This is a genomic window from Campylobacter sp. JH32, from assembly GCF_017846535.1.
Lineage (GTDB): Bacteria > Campylobacterota > Campylobacteria > Campylobacterales > Campylobacteraceae > Campylobacter_D > Campylobacter_D coli.
Window position 1 is genome coordinate 52,392 of sequence record NZ_JAEQBS010000007.1, and the last position, 26,987, is coordinate 79,378.

Below are 26,987 nucleotides of genomic sequence, written 5' to 3' on the forward strand. Positions count from 1 at the left end.
TACCATAGAATTTGGCAAATTGACCATCAAGGAAAATCAATGAAAGACTTTGTTTTCATACAAAATGAAAATCTTATTCCCTTGCCCGATGAGATAAATATTTGGGAAAATTGCAAAGATGAAGAAGTTTTAATTTCTAATGAAAAAGCACAAAAAGCACAAATTTATGCTCCAGAAATCAATTTTTATCTTAAAAGTTCACAAGATGAAATTTTAGAAAAAAGTAAAAATATATTAAAACTTTATGAAGCTAGGGCAAATGTCTATGATTTAGGGCTTGATTTAGAACAAAACAAAGAAGTAAAAAACCGCATTATTTTAGTAGATTCTGATGATACTATGGCTGATTTTTTAAAAAAACAAAACTTTAAAATCATAAGCTTAAAAAATGAAGAAATTCTAGCAGTATTTGGCAGCATAGGCGAGCTTTGTGCTGTGATTTTAAATCAAGGAGAAGAAGTAGAAATTGATTTTGATATTTTACTTTTTAATACAAATTCTAACGACATTCGCAAGGATTTTACAAGACAAAGTGGCTGTTATAATATTAGCAATTTTAAAAATCAAGAAAGTTTACTGAAATTTTTACAAGATAAAAGCCCAAAATACACATACAAAACCTATATTACCTATGATTCTAGCGTATGTCAATACCACGAAAGACGCAGTGAGCATTGCGCAAAGTGTGCTGAAATTTGCCCTACGATAGCTATTTTAAAAAATGATGAAAACAAGCATTTAGAATTTTCTCAAGTAGATTGCCTAGGCTGTGGAGGCTGTATCAGCGTGTGCCCTAGTGGTTCGCTTGATTATGCACCCATGCCTAGGGAAAGTTTTTTTGAACTTTGTGAATTTTATAAAGAAAAAAAGATTTTAATCATACCTAAAAAAATGTCTTTAGAAAATTTAAATATAAAGCTACCCAAAGATGTTTTGCCTTTTATGATAGAAGGTGAAAAGTGGCTTTCTTCTATGCATTTTCTAACTCTTTTGCAAAGCAGTGGTGCAAATTTGGTTTTTTACACGGATTTTATTTCACGAGGAAGTGCTGAAGCAATAGATCTTTTAAATACTTTTTTTGAAAGAAAATTTCAAAAAGAAGCTATTTTTACCGCTAAAGATGAAAAAGAATTGCAAAATGCTTTAGGAAAGCAAGAATTTATAGAAAATTTAAGTTTTGATTTTCACAATAACACTCTTACTACTAGAGAAAATTTTGCCAAAAGAATGCAAAATTTGATCCAAAATGATGATTTTGGCGTAAAAGAAAGTGGCGAATGGTTAAGATATGGAAAAATAGAAATCAATGCAAATACCTGTACTCTCTGCCTTTCTTGCGTAGGAGCCTGTAATGTAGGAGCTTTGATTGCTGATACTAAAGAAAATGCACTTAAATTCAATGCTTCATTATGCACCACCTGTGGATACTGCGAAGTAAGTTGTGCTGAAAAAGATACTCTAAAACTTACGCGTAGTGGAATGGAATTTAATCCCAACTATTTTGAATACCAAACCATGGCAAAAGATGAACTTTTTGCTTGCATAGAGTGTGGAAAAGAGTTTGCCACTAAAAAAGCGGTAGAAAAAATTGCGAATTTGATGAAGCCTAAATTTGGCAATGATGAGAGCAAGATAAAAACCCTTTATTGTTGTGCAGACTGCAAAGCAAAGGTAATGATAGAAGCAATGAGAAAAGGATAAATAATCAATCAATTGGCTCTGATTTGATATTTTCTATAGCCCAAATCATAGCCTTTTCTATTACACTCCCATGAGTTTCATTCTCAAAAAGTTTAAATTCAACTTCACAAGCACTATGATTTAAAATTTGCATACCAAGTTCTTTAACACTTATTTTAGCTTTAGCTTTCTTAATGCTAGAATTACTCTCAGCCGAACCTAAAGCCATATAAATTTGAGGACAATTTGATAAAGAAATTCGTTTAGGTATAAATTCACTACCACCCCACCACAAAGAAGGTGAAATAATAAAATAATGGCTAAAAAGCTTTGTATCATTAAATAAAGTATCTAAAGCAAAAAGTCCGCCAAAAGAATGTCCAAAAAGAATTTGAAAATCTTCACTGGTTTCATAATGTGTATTAATATAAGGTAAAAGCTCTGTTTTGATAAATTGTCTAAATTCAAAGCTACCTCCTCCATTTTGAAATTCCAAACCTTGAACCTTAGGAGTATAATCTTTTGTCCTATGGGTAGTATCAAACGCCAAAGGGCTATCATAACCTATGCCAACAATTAAAATATCTTCTTTAGGCAAATAATTATAAAGATTTAAAAATCTCGAAAAAAACGCATTGCCATCAAGCAAATAAATTACCTTATATTTTTTATATTTTATTTTACTTTTTGCCACAAAAATTCGATAACTTGTATGATAATGCGTTAATTTTAAATCTTTCTCTATAAAAAAGTAATCTTTTGCTTTTTCTATAATAGGAGTAATTTTTTGATCTGGTTTTGAAAAAAGTGGAATAGTTAAAATTAAAAATACAATACAATATCGGCAAAGAAAGCCGATATTTTTAAAAATTAAGCAAAATGAGCTTTGATTTGTTCTACCCAAGCGTCAATTCTTGCTTCAGTTTGATCTTCTTGATTGTCATTATCAAGTGCAAGACCTACAAATTTTCCATCAACAACTGCATCGCTTGATTCAAATGTATAGCCATCAGTTGAAACTTCACCTACTAAATTTGCGCCTGCATTTTTTAAATTTTCTGCAAGTTTTCCCATACCGCCGCAGAAAGTGTCTGAATAGCTTTCACTATCACCCATTCCAAATACAGCTACAGTTTTTCCACCAAGGCTAAGACCTGAAAAATCAAAACCATCCCAATCATCTTGTAAATCACCACTTCCCCAAGTAGAAGTTCCACAAATTAATTTATCATAAGAATTAATTTTAGCTGCATCAATATCTGCAACATTTAAAACATCACTAATTCCTAATTTTGAAGCGATTGTATTTGCTGCTCCTTCTGTATTTCCCATAGCACTTCCATAAATTACTGCTACTGACATTATTTTCTCCTTATAAGTTTATTTGTTATTGAATACGGAACTAATTTTAACATAGTTTTATTTAAATCGCATAAAAAATGTTTTATTTGAATAAAATGTGTGAATTTTTTGTTACGCGGACAAACTATGTAGATTTGTTCAAATTGATTTTGATATATAAATTTAGATATTTTTTGAATTTCGTTATCGATATTTAAATTTTGAAGATCCACTTCTTTGCAAAGAGGTAAAACGGCAATTTTATTATCTATGATAATCAAATTATCATTTTGAACAATGCTTCGATTTTGATTTTGATGAGAAATTTTATCATATACATAAAAATCAAATAAAACTTGCGCATCAAAACAAATTCCTCTAAAATAAGCTCTTAAAAGCCTTAAAATATCGACATTTTGAAATATCTTAGTCTTAAAAATCAAACTCTTTCTTTTTTGAAAATAAGAAATGTTCAAAGTAAGATTTTTATCGATATTTTTTATCTTGCCAAAAGGCGTATGTATCACATCTTGCAAGAAGTTTTGAAAAGGCATTTTTAAATCCTTTGCACTTTTTGCATATGAAAGCGGGATTCTTAAAGCACTATCAATACTAGCATTGTATTGAATCAAAAAAGTTTTGACAAGCTCTTGCTTGCACAAAGAACTATAAACCCGAGGGATAAATTCTCTTTTATCATCAAATCCAAATAGCATTATTTAACCTTAGAGCAAGAAAATTCTTTATCTAAATTAAATATCTTACAATACTCACAATACACGCAACTTACGCTTCTTTTTGCGCAAACTAATGGAATTTTTCGTTTTTTAGCCTCGTTTTTAATTTTTTTCATAGTATTGTGATTTAAGAAACTCGTAAGCATTACTATACATTCTGTATCACAAGGAATAGGTTTGCGATTGACTCTATTTTCATTGCGCGCATCCCAATGCTCTATTTTTTTTGCACCTAAATCATACAAAACAGCCTTAATAGGTGTTATTTCATCTGCACCAATAACCAAAACTGACATAAGCTCTCCTTTGTGATTTTTATTTTAAATTATTTTGATAATTATTATTATAATATAATCAAACTAAATTTATTTTGAAATTTATTATCATTAATATTTTTTATTAATTTATATTAATTCAGCTAATTTTAATTTTTAATAGATATAATTTCTCAACTAATAAAAATTATTATTTAGGAGAAAATAATGAAAAAATTAACTAACGACTTCGGAAACATTATAGCCGATAATCAAAACTCTTTAAGCGCAGGTGCAAAAGGCCCTTTACTTATGCAAGATTATCTTTTACTTGAAAAACTTGCTCATCAAAATAGAGAAAGAATTCCAGAAAGAACAGTGCATGCAAAAGGAAGCGCAGCTTATGGCGAAATAAAAATTACAGCAGATTTAAGTGCTTATACCAAAGCTAAAATTTTTCAAAAAGGTGAAGTTACTCCATTGTTTTTGCGTTTTTCAACAGTAGCTGGCGAAGCAGGTGCAGCCGATGCTGAACGCGATGTTAGAGGTTTTGCTATTAAATTTTATACCAAAGAAGGAAACTGGGATTTAGTAGGAAACAATACCCCAACATTCTTCATCCGTGATGCTTATAAATTTCCTGATTTTATCCACACTCAAAAAAGAGATCCAAGAACGCACTTAAGAAGTAATAATGCCGCTTGGGATTTTTGGAGTTTGTGTCCTGAAAGCTTACACCAAGTAACTATTCTTATGAGCGATAGAGGAATTCCGGCAAGTTATCGCCATATGCATGGTTTTGGAAGCCATACTTATAGCTTTATCAATGACAAAAACGAGAGATTTTGGGTGAAATTCCATTTTAAAACTCTACAAGGTATTAAAAATCTTAGCAATAAAGAAGCTGCTGAACTTATCGCCAAAGATAGAGAAAGCCACCAAAGAGATCTTTACAATGCTATAGAAAATAAAGATTTCCCAAAATGGAAAGTTCAAGTTCAAATTCTTGCTGAAAAAGATGCTGACAAACTAGGCTTTAATCCTTTTGATTTAACTAAAATTTGGCCACATAGCGTAGTGCCTTTAATGGATATAGGCGAAATGATCTTAAATCAAAATCCACAAAATTATTTTAATGAAGTAGAACAAGCAGCTTTTAGCCCAAGCAATATAGTACCTGGTATAGGTTTTAGTCCTGATAAAATGCTACAAGCTAGAATTTTCTCATATCCTGATGCACAAAGATATAGAATAGGAACTAATTATCATCTTTTACCTGTAAATCGTGCTAGAAGTGAAGTAAATACTTACAATGTTGCAGGTGCTATGAATTTTGATAGCTATAGAAATGGTGCTGCGTATTATGAGCCAAACAGCTATGAAGAAAGCCCAAAAGAAGACAAAAGCTATCTTGAACCTGATTTAGTTTTAGAAGGTAATGCGCAAAGATATGCTCCTTTAGATGATGATTTTTACACTCAACCAAGAGCGTTATTTAACATCATGAATCAAAACCAAAAAGAACAACTTTTTGAAAATATAGCAGCTTCTATGGAAGGTGTAGAAGAAAAAATCATTACTAGAGCTTTAGGACATTTTGAAAAAATTTCACCTGATTATGCACAAGGTGTTAAAAAAGCTTTGGGAAAATAATTTTTACTTGCCACTTTTTAGGTGGCAAACTAAAGATTATAAACAAAGGAAAAACGATGATGACACTTAGCTTAGAAGAAGAAAAAAGATTTGCCGAGCTTTGCAAAATGGCTTTTAATTTTGCTAGAAATAACGAATATGAAAATCTTAAAATCATGATAGAAGCAGGACTGAATGTGAATTTAAAAACACATAAAGGCGATACCTTGCTTATGCTTGCAGCTTATAATAATTCTTACGAATGCGCAAAAATGCTTTTAGAAAAGGGTGCGCTTGTTGATGAAAAAAATGATCGAGGACAAACACCTTTAGCAGGAGTTTGCTTTAAGGGCTATTTGCCTATGTGCGAGCTTTTAGTAAAATATGGAGCAAATATAGATGAAAATAATGGCTTAGGTATGACACCTTATAGTTTTGCTATCATGTTTGGCCGTAAAGATGTAGCCGAGTTTTTACTCAAAAGCTCTAAAAAAAGCCTAAGTAAACGCCTTTCTTTAGGAATTTTAAAATTATTTAAAAAATAATTTCTATGATTTAAAATTTTTTAAATACCTATAGACACTAGGCTCTGAAATTTTTAAGAGTCTAGCCACTATAGGCACAGAACCCTTGATATTAAAAATACCCTTTTGATATAAAGTTTTTGTAATCTCTTCTTTTTGTGCCATGCTAAGTTGATAATCCGAATTTAAATAATTCATATCAATGCTTTGAGCTAAAATTTCTTCTATAGAATGACTTAGGGTTTCTATATTTCCTAAACTATCTACACTGGTATTATTTTCTTTGTCTTGATTTAAAAATTCACTCATATCGCCTAATTTTTCTATATCTATAATCCTACAAACCAAGTCTCTCATCATGCTCGTATCGTGATTAATACACAAAATTCCTACCAATTCATCAGAATTTTTTATAAAAAATGTCGAACCTCTAACAAGTTTTGATTTTCCAATCAAAGCCTTATAATCACACAAAAAATCTTCTTTTAAATAAGCCTTATTTTGCACAAGTTCACTTGCAAAAGCACTCAAGGGAGATTCAAGAGTTCTACCGCTGACATGACTATTTGCAATAGCTGCTATATAAGCACCCTCTTTAGAAAGAACATGAAAAACCACTTCATACTGCTTACCTAAAACTTGTCCTAAAAAATTCGTGAGCTTTATAAATTGCTCTTTTTGTTTTTCATCCATGAAAATATTCCTAAAATAATAAAATTTAGAATCCAAAGCTTAAATTTTAACTTTAATTTTTTAAAAATATTCTTAAAGATAATATTTTATTATCGTGATAATAAAATATTGACAAATTATTATTATCGTGATAAAATACGTTTATTTAATTTACATTAATAAAAAAGGAGAGAAAATGTCAAATTATCCAAAGGCTATCGGCCCTTACTCAGCTTATAGAGAAGCAAACGGCTTGCTTTTTATCTCGGGACAACTTCCTATCAACCCTGCTTCAGGAGAAATAGAAAGCTCTGATATCAAAGAACAAACCAAACAATCTTTAAAAAATATCGGCGCTATCTTAGAAGAAAATGGTATCAGTTATGATAAAGTGATTAAAACCACTTGCTTTTTAGCTGATATTAATGATTTTGTAGCATTTAATGAAATTTATGCTGAATTTTTTAAAGCTCCTTATCCAGCAAGAAGTGCTTTTGCAGTAAAAGATCTGCCAAAAAAAGCTAAAGTAGAGATAGAGATCATCGCTCAAAAAGGATAAAACATGCTAGGTATTGTTTTTTCTTTATTTAGTATTTTTTTACTTGTTTTTATGCTTTATAAAAAAATCAATGCTCATATGGCTTTGCTTTTAAGTGGTTTACTTTTACTTTCCTTAGCTGCTATTTTTGGACTTTCTCCACACATTGTCGCTAAAGGTTCTTTAAATTTAGGTTTTTTTGATATTTTTCAAGTTTTCAATCAAACCATGTCAAATACATTAGCAGGGCTTGGACTTACACTTATGACTATAGCAGGTTTTTCTGCTTATATGGATCATGTAGGGGCTTCTTATGCACTTTTTAAAGTTTTTGAAAAACCTTTAAAAGCCGTAAAATCTCCTTATGTTTTACTCATAGTTGCTTATTTTATCGTGCAATTTTTAGTTCTTTTCATCCCTTCTCACGCAGGCTTAGCACTTTTACTTATGGTTACTATGTATCCTATACTTGTACGCTCTGGTGTTTCAAAACTTTCTGCCTTAAGTGTGATTGCGATTTGTCAATATATCGATCATGGACCTGGAAGTGGAAATGTGATCATGGCGTCAAAAGTAGCTGAAGTTGATCCTGCAATTTATTTTGTTCATTATCAACTCCCTACAACCTTGCCTATCATTATAGCTGTAGGTATTGCGATATATCTTTGCAATAAATTTTTTGACAAAAAAGATAATTTTGTCTTCAATGCACAAGAAATTGAAAAAGAACTAAATGAAAATGAAGGTAAAGAAAAAGAACTTAAAAAGCCTCCTAGAATTTATGCGATTTTACCTATAATTCCTTTGGTTTTAATCCTAGGATTTAGTTCCGTGCTTGATAGCATCTTGGTTTTAATGGGAATAAGTAGTGCTGAAGAAGTTAAAGCAGCTGCTAGTACTGCCATTAAAATGAATGTTCCAGTAGCAATGGTGATTTCAACTTTTGTTGCGATTGTTTTTGAAATGATACGCTATAAAAGCGTAGTAGAAACACTCAATTCTATTATGATATTCTTTAAAGGAATGGGACATTTATTTGTTATCACTGTTTCTTTGATAGTATGCGGTCAAGTATTTGCAAGCGGGCTTTTATCGGTTGGCTTTGTAGATACCTTAATAGAATTTTGTAAAAATGCAGGATTTGGAGTTTTGGCTATTATTATCGCCGTTTCAATCTTGCTTGCAGTTTGTGCTTTCTTAATGGGTTCAGGAAATGCAGCATTTTTTAGCTTTGCTCCACTTATCCCAAATATAGCAAAACACTTTGGAGTTGAAACTATCACCATGATAGCACCAATTCAAATCATGACGGGTTTTGGAAGATGTGTGAGCCCTATAGCACCTGCTATTTTAGCCATTTCAGCTATTGCAAAAGTCAGTCCTTTTGTCGTAGTTAAAAGAACGGCTATTCCTATGCTTGTAGCGGCTATTGTAAATATCATTATGACTTATATTTATCTTTAAAAGGAGAAAAAAATGAACTCAAAAACTAAACTTATTCATTGTGGCAGAGGCGATCAAAATGTTGAAGTAAGATCAGTCAATCCTACGCTTATGCGTGCATCAACCATACTTTTTAAAAATCATGCCACTTGGCAAAAATATAGAGAATTAAGAAAAACTGATCGTGTATTAAGCTATGGTGCTAGAGGAACGACAACTAACTTCGAACTTGAAAAACTTATCTGCAGCTTAGAAGGCGGCTACAGAGCTCAACTTTTCCCAACAGGACTTGCAGCACTTGCTATGGTACTTTTAAACTATGCTAGTAAAGACGCGCATTTTTTAATCACTGATGCAATCTATGGGCCTGTAAGAACAATTTGTGAATTATTTTTAGAAAAAATGGGTGTTGAGATTGATTTTTTAAAAGCCGATGCAAGTGATGTAGAAGAAAAAATCAAGCCTAATACCAAACTCATCCTATGCGAAAGCCCTGGTTCTATACTTTATGAAATCATAGATTTGCCAAAGCTTTGCAAAATTGCACACTCTCATAATATTCCTGTAGCTATTGATAATACTTATTCAAGCGGATACTTCCTAAATCCACTTGAGCTAGGCGTAGATATTTCGGTTATAGCTGCGACAAAATATCTTAGCGGTCACTCTGATGTTACCATGGGTGTAGTGGTTATCAATGAAAAAGAATGGAAAAATTTTGACAAACTCCCTGAAGCTTTAGGCTTTACAACAAGCCCTGATGATGCTTATTTAGTTCTTCGTGGTATGAGAACTTTAGATGTAAGAATGAAAGCTCATGAAAAAAGTGCAGATGAAATCGTAGAGTTTTTACAAACAAGAAAAGAAATTAAAACTATTTTCTATCCAAAACTCAAAACCCATCCAAACCATGAAATTTTTATGCGCGATCATAAAGGTGCTAACGGTATGGTTACTATCGAATTTGCAGAGGGTTATAGTAAAGAAGATGCTATTAAATTTGTAGATGAGTTAGAATATTTTTCTATAGGTGCTAGCTGGGGTGGCTATGAAAGTTTAGCAACTGTAACTACTCCACCAAGAACTGCAACAGACTGGAGCAAAAGAGGTCCATTTGTAAGATTTCATATAGGACTTGAAGATACTAAAGACTTGATTGCTGATTTAGCTAAGGCTTTTGATAGTATTAAAAAATAAGGAAATAAAATGACTGGAATTAGCGTATTTGATCATAAATTATTAGCAGATTCATGGAGCACGCAAGATATGCGTGCTGTTTTTTGTGAAGAAAATCGCGTACAAAAATGGCTTGATGTTGAAGCAGCATTAGCAAAAGCACAAGCAAAACTTAATATCATCCCTCAAGAAGCAGCAGATGAAATTGCAAAAAAAGCTTATTATAAATTTATGGATATGGATTTTATTTTTAATGAATTTAAAAAAACCAAACATCCTTTAGTTCCTACTGTTAGGGGATTAGAAAAAGCTTGCGATAATAATCTAGGCGAATATGTACATTTTGGGGTAACCACTCAAGATATCATTGACACAGGACTTGTTTTGCAATTTAAAGAAGCTATGACTCTTGTAAAAAGCGAATTAAAAGCCATTGCAAAAGCTTTAGTAAAACTTGCTAAAACACACAAAAATACTGCTATGATGGGAAGAACTTTAGCACTTCAGGCTTTGCCTATTACTTTTGGACATAAAGTGGCTATTTGGTTAAGCGAACTTGAGCGTCATTTTGAAAGAATACTTGAACTTGAAAAAAGACTTTATGTAGGCAGTATAGTAGGCGCTGTAGGAACTAAAGCAAGTTTAAGTGATGAGTGCAATGAAGTAGAAAAACTCACTTTAGAAAATTTAGGACTTGATGTGCCTAATATTTCTTGGCAGAGCGCACGTGATCGCTTTATAGAACTTGGTTTTGTACTAGGCAATATCAACGCAACCTTTAACAAAATCGCTCATGAAATTTTAATCCTTTCACATAATGAAATTGATGAAGTTGCTGAACCTTTTGGCAAAGGACAAGTAGGATCAAGCACTATGCCACACAAAAGAAATCCTGCAGTAAGCGAAAATGCAGTTACAGTAAGCAATGCCTTTAAGGCAAATTTAGCCATTTTAAGCGATATTGAAAGACATGAACATGAAAGAGATGGTCAAGTTTGGAAAATGGAATGGAAGCTTTTACCTGAAATGTTTTTAATGCTTTCTGTGGTTTTAGCAAATATGAAATTCGCTCTTAGTGATTTAGAAGTAAAAAAAGACAAAATGCTTAAAAATTTAAATACTCTTAATGGTTTTGTTTTAGCAGAGCGTGTTATGTTTGCATTAAGCGATCATTATGGAAAACAACACGCCCATGAGATTGTTTATGAAAATGCTATGCTAGGTATCGAAAAACAAAAAACTTTTAAAGAAGTTTTACTTGCAGATAAAAGAGTATCTAAGGTATTGAAAGAAAAAGAAATCGATGCTTTGCTTGATGCAACAACCTATGTAGGATATGCACCAAAACTTGTAGATGAATTTTTGGAAAAAATCAAAAATAGTGCTATTTTAAAATAGGAAAAACGATGTTATATAGCGAAATTTTAGCGGATTTTATTTTCAATCTTAAATATGAAAATATCCCTAATACAGTTGTTCAAAGAGCTAAAGAACTTATGCTTGATAGCCTTGGAACAGCTATAGCAGCAAGCAAAGAAGAATGTGTTTTAAATGCTTTTAAAGCTTTTGAAAATTTAAGCACAGAAAAAAATACTCTTATTTGGGTAAATGATCAAAAATTAGATCCTATATACGCAGCCATGCTAGATGGCATTGCTTCTCATGCACTTGATTTTGATGATACACATACAGAAGCGATTTTGCATGCAAGTGCAATTTTAACTCCACTTTGTTTAAGTTATGGTTTTCATGTTAGCAAAGATGCGAAAAAAATCATCAAAGCTTTTATAGTAGGCTGGGAAATTGCAGCTAGAGTAGGCATTGCAAGCAAAGGTACTTTTCATAAGCGTGGTTTTCATACCACTGCTATTGCAGGAATTTTTGGAAGCGTAAGTGCAAGTGCAATCTTGCTAGATCTTAACAAAGAACAAATCATCAATGCTTTAGGACTTGCAGGAAGTTTTGCAAGTGGGATTAATGAGTTTTTATCCAATGGATCTAATTCAAAAGTTTTGCATATTGCCAATGCTATTAAAAACGGTATTATAGTAGCTCATTTTGCTAAAAACCATATGAGTGGACCTTTGAGTATTTTTGAAGGTAGGGATAATATCTTTAAATGTTTTGGTATAGAACAAGAATGCGATAAAACAGAACTTAACAAAGCCTTAGGAGAAATTTGGCAAACTATGCAAGTTTCAATCAAGCCTTATCCAAGTTGTCATTTTGCTCATGGGCTTATTGATTGTGCTATTGCTTTAAAAAATGATGGTTTAAAAGCTGATGAAATTAAAAGTATTCATTGTTTTGTAGATGAAGTTCCTATTTCTTTTATCTGCGATCCTTTAGAAGCAAAATACACTCCAAATAGTGCTTATGAAGCTAAATTTTCCATGCCTTTTTTAATGGCTCTAGGATTCTTTGATGGTAAAATCACTCTTGAATCTTATGAAAATTTAAAGCGTGAAGAAGTACTAGAATTTGCTAAAAAAATCAGGTACGAAAAAAGAAAATCTCAAGGCTTTCCAAAGTATTTTCCAGGGCATTTAGAAGCCAGTTTGCAAGATGGACGCACAATCCAAAAAGATGTTTTTATAAATAAAGGTAATTTTGATAATCCATTAAGTTTTGAAGAATTAAAAGCTAAATTTTTAGCCAATGCACAAATTTACCTTGATAATGCTAAAGCTAACAAAATTCTAGATCAAATCATCAATCTAGAAAATTTAAACCACTTTTCTTTTTAAATATTTATCCTTCTTTTTACAAGAAGGATAATTTCATTACACTTTTTTATTATAATATTTATTATTAATTTAGGAATTACAATGACTTTAAACGAGTTAAAAGATGGACAAAAAGCTATTATTGTCAATTTAAACGCTCACAAAGAACTCAAAAATAGACTTTTAAGCTTTGGATTTATTAAAAATAAAAACTTGAAAAAAATTCATTCCTCTTTAAAAAATGCCACCATAATGGTAGAACTTGATACAAGTTGTGTTATCCTAAGATCTGATGAAGCTAAAACCATAGAAGTGAATCTTATATGAAAAAAATCAAAATAGCCCTTGTAGGTCAGCCTAATGTAGGCAAAAGTCTTCTTATTAATGCGCTTTGCAAAGCTAATATGAAAGTAGGAAATTTTAGCGGAGTTACTATAGAAAAAGCAAGTGCAAAAACTTTTTACAAAAACTATGAATTTGAAGTCATTGATTTACCAGGAACTTATTCTTTAGATGGATATAGTGAAGAAGAAAAAATCACACGCCATTTTTTAAATCAAAATGACTATGATGTTATTGTTAATGTTTTAGATGCTACCAATTTAGAACGTAATCTTATCCTTAGTGCAGAACTTTTAAGCCTTAATAAAAAAATGCTTTTAGCTTTAAATATGTGCGATGAAGCCAAAAAAGAAGGTATAGAGCTTGACACTTCTGTTTTAAGCCAAGAATTTCAAAGTCAAGTTGTTGAAATTTCAGCAAAAACAAAAGAAAATTTAGAACTTTTGCTGCAAAAAATTATTATTTTATTTGAAAGTAAATTTATTCCAAGATCTCAATTTTATACTCCGCTTTGCGAAAAAAGTCCGGAAAAAGAAGATTTATTATATTTTATTAATGAACTTTCAAAAAAAATTATCACACACAAAAAAGAAGAAAGAAATTTAACCAAAAAAATCGATGCCTTACTTATCCATAAATTCTTTGGCTTACCTATATTTTTATTTTTAATGTGGCTTTTATTTCAACTCACCTTTAGCTTAGGGCAAATTCCTATGGATTATATAGAATCAGGCTTTAATGCCTTAGGTGAACTTGTTAAAAACAATATTTCTAATACCTTCATCGCTTCAGCTTTAGCTGATGGGATTATCGCAGGTGTTGGTGCTGTGATACTTTTTTTACCTAATATAATAATTTTATTTTTAGGCATAGCTCTTTTAGAAACCACAGGCTATATGTCAAGAGTAGCTTTCTTACTAGATGGAATTTTACATAAATTTGGTTTACATGGAAAAAGCTTCATTCCGCTAATCACTGGTTTTGGTTGTTCGGTACCTGCTTTTATGGCTACACGCACTCTTAAGAACAAAAGAGATAGACTTTTAACTCTTTTTGTGATCAATTTTATGAGTTGCGGGGCAAGACTTCCTGTATATGTGCTTTTTATCGGTGCTTTTTTTCCAAGTGAAAAAGCAGGAAATTATCTTTTTGGAATTTATATTTTAGGTGCGATTTTAGGACTTTGTGCTGCAAAATTTTTAAGAATGACAGCATTTCGTGGACTTGATGAACCTTTTGTTATGGAAATGCCAAAATATCGTATGCCAAATTGGCATTTAATTTGGTTTATGGTTTATAATAAAGCCAAAATGTATCTTAAAAAAGCAGGAACTTTCATACTTTTGGCCTCTTTGCTTATATGGTTTGCTAGTAATTTTCCAAAAAGTGAAGAAAATTTAAATGATTTTAATGCTCAAGAAAGAGCTATAGAACAAAGTTATTTAGGACAATTTGGCAAAGGCATAGAACCTATTTTTAAACCCCTTGAGTTAGATTGGAAATTAAGCGTATCTTTAATCAGTGGTTTGGCTGCTAAAGAAGTGATGATCTCAACTATGGGAGTACTTTATTCACTAGGAAAAGATGTAGATGAAACAAATAATGATTTAAAAGGAATTATTGCCAAAAATATACCTATACCAAGTGCAGTGGCTTTTATTTTATTTGTAATGATTTATAATCCTTGCTTTGCAGCAACTATAGTTTTTTCAAAAGAAAGTGGAAAGCTAAAATACACTCTCTTTCTATTTCTTTTTACCTGTACAAGTGCTTATATAGTAGCTTTTATAGGACTTCATATTGCTAAAATTTTATTAAATTAACTTGCTTTTAATGATGAAATTTTAGCGATATTATCTTCAAAAGCTTTTAAAATACTATAAGCAACACCTTCAAAATCAAGTCCGCCGCAAAGATAGATTAAAGTCATACGAAAAGATTTACTCACATCAAGCTTTGGTTTTTCAGCGTTCATATTTAACTTAAAATCATAAGGACTTGCATGCTTAAAGCTATAATTTTGCGCCGCTTTTAAAAAATCGTTTTTATCTTGTAAAAACTCACCCTTTGCCAAAATAAAATTGATCTCAAAATACTTCCAAATATCACTAGAAGGCATAGGATTTTCATCAAAATTTTGCTCTATAAAAATAAAGTTTTTTTCAAAAGATGTTTTGTAATTTTCTACAAGTAAAGCACCTAATTTATTTTTAGCAATGTTTTGCAAGATAAGCTTTAAATTACTTTCAAATTCAAAATCCATCGAAGATAGGATTTGAATTTGCTCTTCTAGGGCAAATTCTGTACTAAATTCCTGATTTACAAGCTTAGCATAAGAAAAAGGATTTGCCATAGGTTTTTCATAATTTCCAAATTCATCCCAAAAATTCTTTTCACTACAGGCTATACAGCCGTGCCCTGCAGCCACAGGCCAAGAAGTTTTAGCATTAAATTTTACTTTAGGACAATTATTATAAGTATAAGGACCTTTACAGCCTATTTTAAATAAACAAGCTCCACTTTTAGCCTTTTCATCATCAAAATGTTCTGCAAAAATTCCACTCTCAAATTTAGCCTTTCTTTCGCACAAATCATGCAAACATTTACCATAAGCCCAAACGGGGCGGTTTTGCTCATCAAGTTCAGGTAAAATTCCAAATAAAGCAAGATAAGTCAAGGTTGCGATGATATTTACATCGCTTGGAGGACAGCCAGGGATATTGACTACTTTTTGGGTTAAAACTTCAGAAATACCGCAAGTTTTGCTTGGATTTGGATAAGCAGCTTGAATTCCCCCATAAGAAGAACAAGTTCCCACAGCAAAAATAGCTTTGGCTTTAGCTGCTAATTTTTCCAAAATTTCATAACCACTCTCACCCTCTGCACCTATAGTAAGAAAAAATGTATCAATAGCTGCAACACCGCCTTCAACCGCTAAAACAAAGTCTTCTTTTAAAACATGCTCTAAAAGTTCTTCAGCTTTTGTCCCATTTGCTGCCATTAAAGTTTCGTGATACTCTAAAGAAAAAAAGTCAAAAACTAATTCATCAAAACTTGGTAAATCCGCACGCAATAAACTCTCACTACAACCTGTACATTCGCAAAGATGAAGCCAAACAACCTTAGTCTTAGGAGCAAGTTCGAAAAACTTTTGCGCAAGAGCTGGAATTTCATTTCCCAAAGATAAATGCTTAGCAAGAGCCTTTACGCTTTCTTCATTGATAACCTTATCCTCTTTTAAAGTAGAATTCTCAAGTTTTTTAATGCGATCTTCAAGTATATTTTTTAATTCTTCATTGCTAAGCTTTGCCATTTTTTATCCTTTTTGATTATCCCAACAAAGAACAGTTTGCCCTTCTTCATTTTTTTCAACATCGCCCATACCCATGATGTTATATCCTGCATCAACATAATGTATTTCACCTGTAACACCATTTGCCAAATCGCTAAGTAAATACATAGCCGAATTGCCTACATCTTCTATACTAACATTGCGTTTTAAAGGAGAATTGATTTCATTGTATTTTAAAATCATTCTAAAATCGCCTATTCCACTTGCTGCTAAAGTTTTAATAGGCCCTGCCGAAATCGCATTTACACGAATTCCTTTGATACCTAAATCTCTTGCCAAATAACGCACAGAACTTTCAAGAGCTGCTTTTGCCACACCCATAACATTATAATGAGGCACATATTTTACCCCGCCAAGATAGCTTAAAGTCAAAATTGCACCCTTTTCTTTTAATACTGGCAATACCGCACGCGTTAAAGAAAGTAAAGAATACACAGAAGTTCCCATAGCTATATCAAAAGCTTCTTTTGAAGTTTCTAAGAATGAATTTTCTAAAGCTTCTTTTGGCGCATAAGCAACAGCATGTACTATAAAATCAATCTCACCTAAATCTTTTTTAATTTTTTCAGCGATAGAGTCTAAATGATCGCTGTTATTTACATCAAGCTCATAAACAAAGTTTGATCCAAATTCTTCTGCTATAGGCTCAACACGCTTTTTTAATGCATCATTTAAAAAAGTAAAAGCTAAACTTGCTCCTTGCTCATAACAAGCTTTTGCTATACCATAAGCTATGGATTTATTATTGGCTACGCCTACTATAAGGCCTTTTTTGCCTTTCATTATCATCATTTATCCTTTAATTAGTTTTATAAAATTTTCAGCTTTTAATGCAGCAGATCCTATTAAAACACCGCTGCAATGTTTTATATTTAAAATATCTTTGATATTGTCCTCATTTACACTTCCGCCATAAAGCAAAGGAGCTTGCGTAAGCGAAGAAAGAAATTCAAGCACTTTAGCAATATCTTCTTTTTTAGCACTCACACCACTTCCTATAGAGTAAATAGGCTCATAAGCGATAATGAGATTTTTATAATCTAGGTCAATAACTTCAAGTTGTTTTTTTAAAAAATCTAAGGTTTGATTTGAGTTTTTAAGCTTTAAATCCTCGCCTATGCAAAAAACGATTTTATAAGCATGCTCTTTAGCAAAATCAAATTTAGCTTTGATTAAATTTTCATCACCCAAAGCCCTTCTTTCAGAATGCCCTATCAAAACACATTTGATTCCAAATTCATCCAAATGCTCTTTTCCAAGTTCACCTGTAAAAGCTCCATTGACACAAGGATAAAAATTTTGCGCCCCTTGTATAAAATTTAATTCATTTTCTAAAAAAGCTATACTAGGTGGAAAAACGATGATATCATCGTTTTTTGCTTCTAAATACTGATTTAAAATATTTGCATAAATTTTAAAACTTGATCTTGTATGATTGCATTTTAAATTTGCAGCAAATATCATTGCACTCCCCCACTTCTTAAGACTTTTACACCTGGCAATTCTTTACCTTCGATAAGCTCAAGCGAAGCGCCCCCACCTGTGGAAATAAAAGTCATTTCATCTGCATCTCCAGCACGCGCGACAACATCAGCCGTATCGCCACCCCCTACAACAGTAGTAGCATGTCCATCGCTGATAGCATGGCTCATTTTTATGCTGCCTTTTGAAAATTTATCGATCTCAAAAACACCCATAGGTCCATTCCACCAAATGGTCTGTGCATCAGAAATAACCTCTTTAAAAAGTCTCACACTTGCAGGACCTATATCTAAACCCATCCAGCCACTTGGAATTTCTTGCGAAGGTACAAATTTCATTGGTGATTCTTGAGAGCAAGCAGGAGCAGCAACTACATCCACAGGTAAGTAAATTTTAACACCTAAATTCTTTCCTTTTGTAAGAATTTTATTGGCTTCTTCTAAAAGCTCTTCTTCTAAAAGTGAATTTCCTATATCAAAACCTTGCGCCTTTAAAAAAGTAAATGCCATACCACCACCAATGATGAGTTTATCAACTTTTGGAAGTAGATTTGTTAGAGCTTGAAGCTTGCCACTTACTTTTGATCCACCCACAACAGCAACAAAAGGACGTGCAGGACGCTTGATAAGATTTTCAGCAAATTCAATCTCTTTTTGTAGTAAAAATCCTGCACCCTTATGGTTTTCATCAAAAAATTTAGTGATAGCCTCTACACTAGCGTGTGCTCTATGACATACCCCAAAAGCATCGTTGATATAAACCTCGGCCATAGAAGCAAGTTCTTTAGCTAAATTTTCATCATTTTTAGTTTCGCCCTTTTCAAAACGCAAATTTTCAAGCATTAAAATCTCACTTGCTTTTAAATTTGCTGCTTTGCTTTTTGCATCTTCTCCTATAACATCTTTTGCCATAACAATTTCTTTATCTAAAAGCCTTGCTAAACGCTTAGCTACAGGCTCTAAAGAATATTTAGAACTGATCTCTTTTGGGCGACCCAAATGCGAAGCTAAAATCACACTGCAACCATTATCTAAACAATATCTTATCGTAGGGATAGCCGATCTGATGCGTCTGTCATCAGTGATATTTAAAAAATCATCTTGAGGGACATTAAAATCACATCTTATAAAAACTTTTTTTTTGCTTAGATCAATATCTTTTATAGAAATAATATCACTCATTTTTAAGCCTTATTTGCAATATATACTGCCATATCTACTAGGCGGCTTGAGTATCCCCACTCATTGTCATACCAAGCAACAACTTTAACAAAATCATCTGCTATAACTTGGGTCAAATCACTTACCACAACCGCTCCATAAGAACAAGTGATAAAATCGCTCGATACCCTTTCATCATCATCAACCATTAAAATGCCTTTTAAATTTGTAGCTGCAGCTTTTCTAAAGGCTTCATTAAGCTCCTCTTTGCTTACTTTTTTGCTAAGTTGAGCGGTTAAATCCACGCTTGAAACATCAATAACGGGCACACGCATACTTTGCCCGTGAAGCTTACCATTAAGTTCAGGCATTACAAGCTTCATCGCTTTTGCTGCGCCTGTAGAAGTTGGAATGATATTTTGAGCAGCAGCACGCGAGCGGCGTTTATCTTTAGTCTTTGCATCGATAATGCTTTGTCCATTAGTATAAGCATGTATAGTTGTCATCAGTCCTTTTTCTATGCCGAAATTATCTTGTAAAACACGACAAACAGGACCTAAGCAGTTAGTCGTACAACTTGCATTAGAGATGATATTTTCACCTTTATAATTTTGTGAATTTACACCTAAAACATAAGTAGGAGTATCATCTTTTGCAGGAGCACTCATGATCACTTTTTGCACTCCCATATCTAAAAATCCTTGGCATTTTTCTATTGTCAAATGAGCCCCTGTGCACTCTAAAACAATTTGTGCACCGTATTTTGCAAAATCAAGTTCTTTTATATCGCGGCTTTTAAACACTTTGATTTTTTTACCATTGATAATTAAATCATCCCCTTCATTTTCCACACTGCCTTCAAATTCTCCATGCACTGTGTCATATTTAAAAAGATATTTTGTAAGTTCGATATCTGTAGTATCATTTATCGCTACAAGTTCGATATCATCTCGTTTTGAAATAATTCTTGCTACACACCTTCCTATGCGACCAAAACCATTTATAGCAACTTTTACGGCCATTTTGTTTCCTTTTGCGAAGTTTTTTATGCTAATATTTTACTAAAAAAAGGTTAAAATTTTAATGAAAATTGCACTTTTTGGTGGCAGTTTTGACCCACCACACAAAGGACATGACGCTATTATCAAAGAAGCTTTGGCAAAACTTGATATCGATAAACTCATTATTGTGCCTACTTTTATCAATCCTTTTAAAAAAGGATTTTTTGCCGATGAAAAACAAAGATTTGCTTGGGTAAATAAACTTTGGGGAAATTTAGAAAAAGTAGAAATTTGCGACTTTGAGATCAAGCAGAAACGCCCCGTACCAAGCATTGAAAGCGTAGAATATCTTTATAAAATTTATCATCCTAGCAAATTTTATCTTTTAATCGGTGCGGATCATTTAGAAAAACTTCATCTTTGGCATGATTTTGAAAGACTTAATTCTTTAGTAGAATTTATCATCGCAAATCGCAATGATATAGAAATTCCAAAAAATTTTAAAGATTTAAAAACCAATATAAAAATCGCCTCATCTTTCATAAGAAGCACCCTAGATACCCATGAAGTTTGCGATGAAATTAAAAATGAAGTGAAAAATTACTATGAAAAATTACAAAAAAACTGATACAATTTCAAAAATTTAAAGGAAAAAAATGCAAGAAAGAGTAGATTTAATCGTTAAAATTTTAGATGAAAAAAAAGCTGAAGACATAAAAACCTTTGATATGAGCGAGCAAGATTATTTTGTAAAATATGTCATCATCGCAGCTACCTTGGGTGAAAAACATGCCTTATCTTTAATCGATGAACTTAAAACCAAACTCAAAGCCAAGGGTGAAGAATTTTTAAATATAGAAAGCAGTGAAGAATGGAGTGTCATTGATCTAGGTGATATACTTATCCATCTTTTAACACCTGAGCACCGAGGAATTTACAATATAGAAGAATTGTTAGAAAGTCTTAAAAAAATCAAGGCATAAGCTTAAAATGCAAAAAATACACTAAAAATTTCAAAAAAATAAACAAATTTTATGATTTTTTTGAGTTTTCCAATGAGCTTTTTTGCCCTCATTGTCAAGTAAGATATCGTTTAAATTTCAATTCGCCCATGTTTTGGGCGGATATCTCTTCTTTTTTGGTTTAATTATCTTATTTGGTTTATTTGATAGTGATTTTTGAGAATTTTTAAAATTTTTCCTTCAAATAAGAATGATTTTAATCCCACTTAGAGTAGTCTTTATCATCCTTGTGCCCTTTCATTTAGAAAATTCTTTTTTAGGCAAAACTTTTTATTTTTTAGAAAATCTTTTTTGTTTGGCATTTGCAATTTTACTAATCGTTGCAATTATTATGCCATTTTTAGAACGAATCTCCAAAATATTTTTCTAAATATCCTATGCGTTTTTCAAGGCTTGGATGTGTGGCAAAAATACCATCAAAGGCTTTTAGGAAAAATGTACACACAATTTTGTTTAAGTTTTTTATCATAAAAGTGGATCTTTAGTGTATATTTTTACTACATTCTCACACAAACAACGCGTTATATAAATGAAAAAAAGCTCTTGTTTTCGTGCTTTTCTCTAAATTTACAAATAAACCTAAAATACTTATTAAACCGATTCTTTAATATCATTAAAAAGTTTAAATACTTTAGCTTCAAGTTCTTTTGCTTGCTCCAAAGAACTTGCTTCAAAACGCGTGATAAGATAAGGGCTGGTATTGGACGCACGAAGTAAAGCCCATCCATCACCAAAATCAATCCTGGCTCCATCGATTTCACAAAGACTCTTTACTCCTTCTAAGGCACCCTTTTCTATCGCTTTTTTAAATTCATCCACAAGTTTGAATTTTTCTTCCTCGCTTACTGGAATTTTAATCTCAGGCGTAGTGTAAAGTTTTGGCAAGGCACTGATCATACTTTCTAAATCATAGCCCTTATAAACAAGTTCTAAAGCTCTTAAAAAAGCATAAATTCCATCATCATATCCAAAATATCTGTGTTTAAAGAAAATATGGCCGCTTACTTCAGCTGCTAAGTCAATATCTTTTTCTTTCATCATTTTTTTAATATTTGAATGTCCTGTTTTTCCCATAAAAATAGTACCAAATTTTGCCACCTCATCAAAAAGATTTTTAGAGCATTTTACCTCGCCTAAAATTCTAGGATTAGGAATATTTTTTGCAAACAAATAACAAAGCTCATCCCCACAAAAAATATGAGTTTTACTCAAAGCAACCATTCTATCAGCATCCCCATCAAAAGCAAATGCTAAAGGATATTCTTGATTTTCATTTAAAAAATTCTTTATAGCGTGCAAATTTTTTTCTTCTGTAGGATCAGGTTCGTGGTTTGGAAATTGTCCATCAGGATTTGAAAACATAACATGAGCTTTTAAATTTAAAGCTTTTACTAAAGGCTCTATAACAACCCCAGCGGCTCCATTGGAGCAATCGATTGCAAATTTATAATTAAAATCCTTTAAAAAGTTAAATTGCTCACACATAAAATTCACATAAAGACTTAAAATATCGTATTTTTGAGCCTCTAAATTTTCTTCAATCTCATCCTCTAAATGCTTATAAACTTCTTTTGAAAATTCTTTAAGTTCAGCTCCAAAAAAACTTTCCTTACCTATGGTGATTTTAAAGCCGTTATAATCTTTTGGATTGTGCGAACCTGTGATCATAATATTTGCATCAAATTTCATACCCTCATAAAGGCTAAAATATCCAAGTGGAGTGGGGACAAGTCCTATGTTGTAAACTTGTATGCCTGCTTTATTAAGCCCGCTAACTAGATATCTATAAAGCTCATCAGCACTATATCTTGCATCATAACCCACGCTTACATTTTTACAACCTTTTGCAAGCATAGTTTGTCCCAAACAAAAACCTATAGCTTTGACACTTTTTTCATTGAGTTCTTTGCCATAAAGTCCGCGTATGTCGTATTCTCTAAAAATCACATCTAGCATAATTTTTCCTTAAATCTTTTTAATAAATTTCTTTTTATAATGTAAAATTTGGATAGAAAAGAAAATTTTGCTACAATTTTACATTAATTTCACTAAATAAAGGAAAAATTAATGGATGAAGAATTAGAAAATAACGAAGAAAAAAAGAAAAAAGGCGGTTCGCTTGTTATCATTATAGTGATTTTACTTTTTGTTCTACTTCTTAGCATCATGGGTGTGATTGCATGGCTTATTTCAAGTAGCTCAAGCGATGAAAGCGAAGTCAAAGCAGCTCCAAAAGAAGAGGCAAAAACCGATAAGGCTAAAGTGACAGCACCGGCGCAACGTGGAAGTGATTTTGCAAATATAGGACCTATGTATCCTCTTGATCCTTTTACTTTAAATTTACTTAGTGATAGCGGCTCAAGATATGTAAAATGCACTATAGAATTAGAGCAAAATACAGAGCTTTTAAAACCTGAGCTTGATAAAAAAGTAGCGGTAATTCGCGATATCATTATCCGCACCTTAACTGCAAAAACCTTTGAAGAGGTTAGCACGCAAAAAGGCAAAGAAAGACTTAAGGATGAGCTTGTTGGAAAAATCAACGAAATTCTTACCGATGGCTTCATCAAAAATGTTTATTTTACTGATTTTGTAGTTTCTTGATGCGTATAGGTTGTGATATAGTTGCCATTTCTAGGATAGATACAATCTATCAAAAGCATGGCAACGCTTTTCTTGATAAATTTCTAAACCAAAATGAGCAAAAATTGATAAAATCTAGCTCAACTTTAGCAGGTTTTTGGGCTGCAAAAGAAGCAGCAAGTAAAGCTTTAGGCGTAGGAATTTCAAAAGAATGTGGCTTTTTGGATATAGAAATTTCAAAAGACAGCAAAAATGCTCCTCATTTAAAACTCGCTTCTCATGTATTAGAAAAATTTAAAATCAATTCTACCTCTCTTAGCATCTCACATGATAATGGTTTTGCTATTGCAGTAGTTGCTTTGGATTAATTTTATCTCTTACCTATAGTTTGTTTATCTAAATTTCTTGAAAGTATAAAATCAACGACAGGTTGTTCTCTTTTATTGGCTCTTTTGCAATGATCTTTTTGAAAAAAATCTGTGATTTTAATCACTACCCTTGCCCATTTTTTTCTATTTCTTTCGCGCCACGCGTGTGAAGATACACTTTCCCAAGCATAGCCATTAAACAAACTTGCATTTACAAAATGATCCAAAGCTCTTACACCTTGCCTTGCTCTAGCTGTATTAAAAAAAGTTCCCACTATCACTATGAGTAAATATCCACAAATTGCCAAAGGTACTATGGCGCAAAGTAAGATCGTCCCTGCTAGTTTTTCTTTTAAACTTCCTTTTAGATTGCGCTTAATGCGGTTGCGAAAATTGGCACGAATTCTTGCTTTGACTCTTTTCATGACTCTCTTTTACTAAATTTTATCCTCATTCCATTTGCAGAACGTATGGTTAAACGACCCACCACATCTGGAACAAAACCCTCTTCAAGCTCTAATTTGTATTTTTTTAAGATATTGGCCAAAATTAAAATAGCCTCTTGCATCGCAAAACCTTGACCTATACAAATTCTCTCTCCTACTCCAAAAGGTAAATAAGCATCTTTTTTATACTCGCCTTCAAAACGAGAAGGTTTAAATTCATGCGGATTAGCCCAAAAGCCTTCATGTCTGTGTATCAGCCAAGGTGCTATAACAACACCTGAGCCTTTTTTAATCATCTTATCCCTTACCTTTGTATCTTTTTTTGCTTCTCTTGCAAAAAAGCCTACAGGAGGATAAAGTCTTAAAGATTCTTTAAAAATATGAGTTAGGTATCTAAACTGTTTTAAATGTGAAATTTGTATATTTTCACCTTGTAAAACTTGAATAATTTCTTTATAAGCTTTTTCTTGTTCATCAGGATAAAGGCTGAGTAGATAAAGCGTCCAAGTTAAAGAGCTTGCTGTTGTTTCATGACCTGCTAAGAAAAGCATAGCCACTTGATCTAGAATTTCCTCAAAAGAAAAGCGTTGATTAGTCTGCGCATCTACTACTAAGAGTAAAGAGCCTAAAATATCCTCAAAATTTTCAGCTTTTCCGCTACTTACTGCATCATATCTTGGCTTTATGATATCACTTAAAGCTTGCCTGATCACATCGCCCGCTTTAGCACGCTTACGATCACCCAACACATAAGAAAGCCATTTAGGGAAACGAAACATACGACGCATAGCCGTATGTACGCTTTGTTCTTGAAAAGTCACAAAAGCATCTAGGATTTTCTTTCCTTGCTCTTCATCTAACTTAGAAGACATGATGGTACGAAAAATGACATCAGCAGTGATGAAAGTCATAGCCTCATCCACTTCGATAATAGAAGCATTAGGGTATTTTTCAAAACGCTTCATCATATCGCTTACTGCTTCACTCATGAGATTGAAAACCTTTGAAATACGAGTCATTTCAAAACTTGGGCGTAAAAGTTCGCGTTGCTTTTTCCAAACCTCACCATTTGTTGTAAAAATGCTCTCCCCTAAAAGAGGGCTTAAAAGCTCATGTAAAAATGCACTTTTTGGGAATTCTTTAACCTCATCCACCATCATTCTTTTAACTTCTTTAGTATCGTTGATCACATAAAGATCAAAATTTGGCATTTTTACATAACCTGTTTGCATTTTATAGCTACGCTCATAAAGACCATCAAGCCATGATCTGCGTTTTAATAAAAAGGTTAAAAGTGTTGAAGCTTTATTTTTATAGGGTTTGGGAAAAAATGGACACTGACTCATATCTTTACCTTTTCTTCTAAAAATTTAGGTGCCACAACGAAAGCAAAAAAATCATAACTCCCTTTAATATGAGGACTATAAAGATATAAAAAATGTGCTTTATTTTTATCTCTTTTAATTTTTTTATATTCATTTTTTTCATACAAAGTATGAAATTTAGCACTTAAAAATGGTGGGGTAAAGTTAGCCTGCACCCCGCTTGTACGGAAAAAATCCACTTGTGGAAAACACGCTCCATCGATTATTGAAGTATAATCATACCATTTTAAATCAAATGCAGAAACAAATTCAAGTTTTTTTCTAAAATCGTCTGCATTTTTTTGATAGCTTGTTAAAGGAATGCATTCTCCTAGTGTAAGAATTTTTAATTTGTCCAATACTCTTTTATCTAAATTTTGTTTTAAAATATGCTCTAAAACTTCTATGCAAACTATGGTTCCAACACTGTGAGCTACTAAGATAAGTTCGTAATCTTGCCTGTTTTCATTTTGTTTTAAAGACTTTAAAATTTCATCTGCAAAAAGCTTTATCCTTTGCTCCATAGCCCCCAATCTTTTCTCTTTCCAAGCAGCACAAAAAGCACATATCCTTGCTATCCAAAATACAGCCAATTTTCTACCTAGCTTGAATAAAAAACGATTGAGTAAAAATCCTAGAACTATACCTATAACAATCGCCAAAAAAGAAGGGATATGATTTTGCAAAAAAACAAAACTTCCCAAAGCTAAGCCTAAAGATAATAACAAAGAAAAAATAACATAAAAGAAAGGATAATAACCTGTGATGAGCTGATAAATCGATTCTTTACCAAATTTAAGAAAAAGCCCAGTAATGGTATAAATTCTAAAAAAACTATAACAATCCATCAAAGCATCTTTATAACTTTGAGACCAATTTTTTTTAACTATATCATTCCAAGTTAAAAAATGATAGCGTGTTTGAGTGTTTTCACAATTTATCCTAAAAAATGGAAAGTTTCCATTCTTTTCAATCCCGCTTAAGTCCGCTTTAAGATCAAATCTATGAGAATAATCTTTTAAATTCTTCTTAAATAAATCATAATAAAATCTATAACTCTTAGGATCATAGCCTGCTATATAAAATACTTCTCTATCCATAAAAATTCATTTTCTTTTTTTTCAAGGATTATAACATTTTGTTT

28 protein-coding genes and 1 pseudogene are annotated in these 26,987 nt (G+C 32.1%); 15 read left to right on the forward strand and 14 right to left on the reverse strand.

The genetic code is table 11. The features are described from left to right. Positions 1-39: 39 nt before the first annotated feature. Positions 40-1,701 (forward strand): 4Fe-4S dicluster domain-containing protein, encoded by a 1,662-nt coding sequence (locus KAR67_RS06290; RefSeq protein WP_002777834.1) that lies wholly within the window; start codon positions 40-42, stop codon positions 1,699-1,701. A 4-nt stretch (positions 1,702-1,705) separates the two neighbouring features. Here KAR67_RS06290 and KAR67_RS06295 read toward each other — a convergent pair whose 3' ends face one another. Genes KAR67_RS06295 through KAR67_RS06310 form a run of 4 tightly spaced genes read right to left on the reverse strand, consistent with a single transcriptional unit; the run spans position 1,706 to position 4,054 of the window. After that, on the reverse strand, positions 1,706-2,584 hold the full coding sequence (locus KAR67_RS06295; protein WP_002787799.1) for an alpha/beta hydrolase-fold protein: 879 nt from the start codon (positions 2,582-2,584) through the stop codon (positions 1,706-1,708). Then, positions 2,551-3,042, reverse strand: coding sequence for a flavodoxin FldA (fldA, locus tag KAR67_RS06300; RefSeq protein ID WP_002777839.1), 492 nt, complete (start codon positions 3,040-3,042; stop codon positions 2,551-2,553). Before fldA ends, KAR67_RS06295 begins: the two co-directional genes overlap by 34 nt. Then, the gene (locus tag KAR67_RS06305) at positions 3,042-3,737 is read right to left on the reverse strand and encodes a hypothetical protein (protein ID WP_002783868.1); all 696 of its coding nucleotides are present in this window, start codon (positions 3,735-3,737) and stop codon (positions 3,042-3,044) included. Before KAR67_RS06305 ends, fldA begins: the two co-directional genes overlap by 1 nt. Then, positions 3,737-4,054 carry a DUF2325 domain-containing protein gene (locus tag KAR67_RS06310; RefSeq protein ID WP_002780470.1) on the reverse strand — a complete coding sequence of 106 codons (318 nt, stop codon included), beginning with the start codon at positions 4,052-4,054 and terminating at the stop codon, positions 3,737-3,739. The genes KAR67_RS06305 and KAR67_RS06310 overlap by 1 nt, the downstream gene beginning before the upstream one ends. 186 nt (positions 4,055-4,240) lie before the next feature. Between KAR67_RS06310 and KAR67_RS06315 the strand changes: the two genes are divergently transcribed. Further along, entirely contained in the window at positions 4,241-5,665 is a 1,425-nt protein-coding gene (locus KAR67_RS06315; protein WP_002789607.1) for a catalase, read from the forward strand. Between the two features lie 56 nt (positions 5,666-5,721). Continuing rightward, positions 5,722-6,189, forward strand: a complete 468-nt coding sequence (locus KAR67_RS06320; protein WP_002777848.1) for a Cj1386 family hemin-binding protein — start codon at positions 5,722-5,724, stop codon at positions 6,187-6,189. A gap of 3 nt (positions 6,190-6,192) precedes the next feature. On the opposite strand, the gene KAR67_RS06325 is transcribed toward KAR67_RS06320, so the two are convergent. Further along, the gene (locus KAR67_RS06325) at positions 6,193-6,861 is read right to left on the reverse strand and encodes a PAS domain-containing protein (protein ID WP_002780465.1); all 669 of its coding nucleotides are present in this window, start codon (positions 6,859-6,861) and stop codon (positions 6,193-6,195) included. A 175-nt stretch (positions 6,862-7,036) separates the two neighbouring features. Here KAR67_RS06325 and KAR67_RS06330 point away from each other — a divergent pair, with 175 nt between their 5' ends. The 7 genes from KAR67_RS06330 (at position 7,037) to feoB (ending at position 14,888) form a co-directional block, all read left to right on the forward strand. Beyond that, positions 7,037-7,399, forward strand: coding sequence for a RidA family protein (locus tag KAR67_RS06330; RefSeq protein WP_002779137.1), 363 nt, complete (start codon positions 7,037-7,039; stop codon positions 7,397-7,399). Between the two features lie 3 nt (positions 7,400-7,402). Beyond that, entirely contained in the window at positions 7,403-8,842 is a 1,440-nt protein-coding gene (gene dcuC / locus KAR67_RS06335) for a C4-dicarboxylate transporter DcuC (protein WP_060785305.1), read from the forward strand. Positions 8,843-8,854: 12 nt separating this feature from the next. After that, the gene (metC, locus tag KAR67_RS06340) at positions 8,855-10,018 is read left to right on the forward strand and encodes a cystathionine beta-lyase (protein WP_052781525.1); all 1,164 of its coding nucleotides are present in this window, start codon (positions 8,855-8,857) and stop codon (positions 10,016-10,018) included. 9 nt (positions 10,019-10,027) lie between these two features. After that, positions 10,028-11,395 carry an adenylosuccinate lyase gene (gene purB, locus KAR67_RS06345; RefSeq protein ID WP_002779145.1) on the forward strand — a complete coding sequence of 456 codons (1,368 nt, stop codon included), beginning with the start codon at positions 10,028-10,030 and terminating at the stop codon, positions 11,393-11,395. A gap of 8 nt (positions 11,396-11,403) precedes the next feature. Then, a complete protein-coding gene (locus KAR67_RS06350) occupies positions 11,404-12,744 on the forward strand; it encodes an MmgE/PrpD family protein (RefSeq protein ID WP_072239114.1) in 1,341 nt (446 codons plus the stop codon). 81 nt (positions 12,745-12,825) lie between these two features. After that, positions 12,826-13,050 carry a ferrous iron transport protein A gene (locus KAR67_RS06355; protein ID WP_002779147.1) on the forward strand — a complete coding sequence of 75 codons (225 nt, stop codon included), beginning with the start codon at positions 12,826-12,828 and terminating at the stop codon, positions 13,048-13,050. Then, positions 13,047-14,888 carry a ferrous iron transport protein B gene (gene feoB, locus KAR67_RS06360; RefSeq protein WP_162284641.1) on the forward strand — a complete coding sequence of 614 codons (1,842 nt, stop codon included), beginning with the start codon at positions 13,047-13,049 and terminating at the stop codon, positions 14,886-14,888. Before KAR67_RS06355 ends, feoB begins: the two co-directional genes overlap by 4 nt. On the opposite strand, the gene KAR67_RS06365 is transcribed toward feoB, so the two are convergent. The 5 genes from KAR67_RS06365 to gap are packed head-to-tail and all read right to left on the reverse strand — an operon-like array spanning position 14,885 to position 20,081. Next, complete coding sequence (locus tag KAR67_RS06365; RefSeq protein WP_162284640.1) at positions 14,885-16,378, reverse strand: hydrogenase small subunit; 1,494 nt, start codon at positions 16,376-16,378, stop codon at positions 14,885-14,887. The two genes, feoB and KAR67_RS06365, sit on opposite strands and share 4 nt — an antisense overlap. Positions 16,379-16,381: 3 nt before the next feature. After that, the gene (fabI, locus tag KAR67_RS06370) at positions 16,382-17,206 is read right to left on the reverse strand and encodes an enoyl-ACP reductase FabI (protein ID WP_057030637.1); all 825 of its coding nucleotides are present in this window, start codon (positions 17,204-17,206) and stop codon (positions 16,382-16,384) included. 3 nt (positions 17,207-17,209) lie between these two features. Continuing rightward, positions 17,210-17,881, reverse strand: a complete 672-nt coding sequence (locus KAR67_RS06375; RefSeq protein WP_002779151.1) for a triose-phosphate isomerase — start codon at positions 17,879-17,881, stop codon at positions 17,210-17,212. Beyond that, positions 17,878-19,080: a phosphoglycerate kinase gene (locus KAR67_RS06380; RefSeq protein ID WP_002779153.1), complete on the reverse strand. Its 1,203-nt coding sequence runs from the start codon at positions 19,078-19,080 to the stop codon at positions 17,878-17,880. The genes KAR67_RS06375 and KAR67_RS06380 overlap by 4 nt, the downstream gene beginning before the upstream one ends. 2 nt (positions 19,081-19,082) lie before the next feature. Then, positions 19,083-20,081 (reverse strand): type I glyceraldehyde-3-phosphate dehydrogenase, encoded by a 999-nt coding sequence (gap, locus tag KAR67_RS06385; protein ID WP_002785681.1) that lies wholly within the window; start codon positions 20,079-20,081, stop codon positions 19,083-19,085. Between the two features lie 61 nt (positions 20,082-20,142). Between gap and nadD the strand changes: the two genes are divergently transcribed. The 3 genes and pseudogenes from nadD (at position 20,143) to KAR67_RS09900 (ending at position 21,452) form a co-directional block, all read left to right on the forward strand. Further along, positions 20,143-20,688, forward strand: coding sequence for a nicotinate (nicotinamide) nucleotide adenylyltransferase (nadD, locus tag KAR67_RS06390; RefSeq protein WP_002779157.1), 546 nt, complete (start codon positions 20,143-20,145; stop codon positions 20,686-20,688). A gap of 28 nt (positions 20,689-20,716) precedes the next feature. Beyond that, a complete protein-coding gene (gene rsfS, locus KAR67_RS06395; protein WP_002779159.1) occupies positions 20,717-21,043 on the forward strand; it encodes a ribosome silencing factor in 327 nt (108 codons plus the stop codon). Positions 21,044-21,176: 133 nt separating this feature from the next. After that, a pseudogene (locus KAR67_RS09900) lies at positions 21,177-21,452 on the forward strand (hypothetical protein). A gap of 221 nt (positions 21,453-21,673) precedes the next feature. Here KAR67_RS09900 and KAR67_RS06405 read toward each other — a convergent pair. Continuing rightward, positions 21,674-23,038 (reverse strand): phosphomannomutase/phosphoglucomutase, encoded by a 1,365-nt coding sequence (locus KAR67_RS06405; RefSeq protein WP_002779163.1) that lies wholly within the window; start codon positions 23,036-23,038, stop codon positions 21,674-21,676. A gap of 111 nt (positions 23,039-23,149) precedes the next feature. Here KAR67_RS06405 and fliL point away from each other — a divergent pair, with 111 nt between their 5' ends. Continuing rightward, positions 23,150-23,686, forward strand: a complete 537-nt coding sequence (gene fliL / locus KAR67_RS06410; RefSeq protein WP_002779164.1) for a flagellar basal body-associated protein FliL — start codon at positions 23,150-23,152, stop codon at positions 23,684-23,686. Then, a complete protein-coding gene (gene acpS, locus KAR67_RS06415; protein ID WP_002779165.1) occupies positions 23,686-24,033 on the forward strand; it encodes a holo-ACP synthase in 348 nt (115 codons plus the stop codon). The genes fliL and acpS overlap by 1 nt, the downstream gene beginning before the upstream one ends. 2 nt (positions 24,034-24,035) lie before the next feature. On the opposite strand, the gene KAR67_RS06420 is transcribed toward acpS, so the two are convergent. The 3 genes from KAR67_RS06420 to KAR67_RS06430 are packed head-to-tail and all read right to left on the reverse strand — an operon-like array spanning position 24,036 to position 26,943. Continuing rightward, positions 24,036-24,458, reverse strand: a complete 423-nt coding sequence (locus KAR67_RS06420) for a hypothetical protein (protein WP_002779166.1) — start codon at positions 24,456-24,458, stop codon at positions 24,036-24,038. Next, positions 24,455-25,825, reverse strand: coding sequence for a cytochrome P450 (locus tag KAR67_RS06425; protein WP_002792165.1), 1,371 nt, complete (start codon positions 25,823-25,825; stop codon positions 24,455-24,457). The genes KAR67_RS06420 and KAR67_RS06425 overlap by 4 nt, the downstream gene beginning before the upstream one ends. Next, entirely contained in the window at positions 25,822-26,943 is a 1,122-nt protein-coding gene (locus KAR67_RS06430; protein WP_192801069.1) for a DUF829 domain-containing protein, read from the reverse strand. The genes KAR67_RS06425 and KAR67_RS06430 overlap by 4 nt, the downstream gene beginning before the upstream one ends. Between the last annotated feature and the right edge of the window lie 44 nt (positions 26,944-26,987).

Excerpts from the sequence above, each read along its gene's own strand:
- KAR67_RS06350 (WP_072239114.1), top strand. The coding sequence starts at position 11,404 with ATGTTATATAGCGAAATTTTAGCGGATTTTATTTTCAATCTTAAATAT.
- fabI (WP_057030637.1), bottom strand. The coding sequence starts at position 17,206 with ATGATAATGAAAGGCAAAAAAGGCCTTATAGTAGGCGTAGCCAATAAT.
- rsfS (WP_002779159.1), top strand. The coding sequence starts at position 20,717 with ATGCAAGAAAGAGTAGATTTAATCGTTAAAATTTTAGATGAAAAAAAA.
- gap (WP_002785681.1), bottom strand. The coding sequence starts at position 20,081 with ATGGCCGTAAAAGTTGCTATAAATGGTTTTGGTCGCATAGGAAGGTGT.
- KAR67_RS06375 (WP_002779151.1), bottom strand. The coding sequence starts at position 17,881 with ATGATATTTGCTGCAAATTTAAAATGCAATCATACAAGATCAAGTTTT.
- KAR67_RS06405 (WP_002779163.1), bottom strand. The coding sequence starts at position 23,038 with ATGCTAGATGTGATTTTTAGAGAATACGACATACGCGGACTTTATGGC.
- KAR67_RS06315 (WP_002789607.1), top strand. The coding sequence starts at position 4,241 with ATGAAAAAATTAACTAACGACTTCGGAAACATTATAGCCGATAATCAA.
- dcuC (WP_060785305.1), top strand. The coding sequence starts at position 7,403 with ATGCTAGGTATTGTTTTTTCTTTATTTAGTATTTTTTTACTTGTTTTT.
- KAR67_RS06325 (WP_002780465.1), bottom strand. The coding sequence starts at position 6,861 with ATGGATGAAAAACAAAAAGAGCAATTTATAAAGCTCACGAATTTTTTA.
- KAR67_RS06305 (WP_002783868.1), bottom strand. The coding sequence starts at position 3,737 with ATGCTATTTGGATTTGATGATAAAAGAGAATTTATCCCTCGGGTTTAT.
- KAR67_RS06320 (WP_002777848.1), top strand. The coding sequence starts at position 5,722 with ATGATGACACTTAGCTTAGAAGAAGAAAAAAGATTTGCCGAGCTTTGC.
- KAR67_RS06380 (WP_002779153.1), bottom strand. The coding sequence starts at position 19,080 with ATGAGTGATATTATTTCTATAAAAGATATTGATCTAAGCAAAAAAAAA.
- metC (WP_052781525.1), top strand. The coding sequence starts at position 8,855 with ATGAACTCAAAAACTAAACTTATTCATTGTGGCAGAGGCGATCAAAAT.
- KAR67_RS06420 (WP_002779166.1), bottom strand. The coding sequence starts at position 24,458 with ATGAAAAGAGTCAAAGCAAGAATTCGTGCCAATTTTCGCAACCGCATT.
- purB (WP_002779145.1), top strand. The coding sequence starts at position 10,028 with ATGACTGGAATTAGCGTATTTGATCATAAATTATTAGCAGATTCATGG.
- nadD (WP_002779157.1), top strand. The coding sequence starts at position 20,143 with ATGAAAATTGCACTTTTTGGTGGCAGTTTTGACCCACCACACAAAGGA.
- feoB (WP_162284641.1), top strand. The coding sequence starts at position 13,047 with ATGAAAAAAATCAAAATAGCCCTTGTAGGTCAGCCTAATGTAGGCAAA.
- acpS (WP_002779165.1), top strand. The coding sequence starts at position 23,686 with ATGCGTATAGGTTGTGATATAGTTGCCATTTCTAGGATAGATACAATC.
- fliL (WP_002779164.1), top strand. The coding sequence starts at position 23,150 with ATGGATGAAGAATTAGAAAATAACGAAGAAAAAAAGAAAAAAGGCGGT.
- fldA (WP_002777839.1), bottom strand. The coding sequence starts at position 3,042 with ATGTCAGTAGCAGTAATTTATGGAAGTGCTATGGGAAATACAGAAGGA.
- KAR67_RS06425 (WP_002792165.1), bottom strand. The coding sequence starts at position 25,825 with ATGAGTCAGTGTCCATTTTTTCCCAAACCCTATAAAAATAAAGCTTCA.
- KAR67_RS06310 (WP_002780470.1), bottom strand. The coding sequence starts at position 4,054 with ATGTCAGTTTTGGTTATTGGTGCAGATGAAATAACACCTATTAAGGCT.
- KAR67_RS06330 (WP_002779137.1), top strand. The coding sequence starts at position 7,037 with ATGTCAAATTATCCAAAGGCTATCGGCCCTTACTCAGCTTATAGAGAA.
- KAR67_RS06355 (WP_002779147.1), top strand. The coding sequence starts at position 12,826 with ATGACTTTAAACGAGTTAAAAGATGGACAAAAAGCTATTATTGTCAAT.
- KAR67_RS06430 (WP_192801069.1), bottom strand. The coding sequence starts at position 26,943 with ATGGATAGAGAAGTATTTTATATAGCAGGCTATGATCCTAAGAGTTAT.
- KAR67_RS06365 (WP_162284640.1), bottom strand. The coding sequence starts at position 16,378 with ATGGCAAAGCTTAGCAATGAAGAATTAAAAAATATACTTGAAGATCGC.
- KAR67_RS06290 (WP_002777834.1), top strand. The coding sequence starts at position 40 with ATGAAAGACTTTGTTTTCATACAAAATGAAAATCTTATTCCCTTGCCC.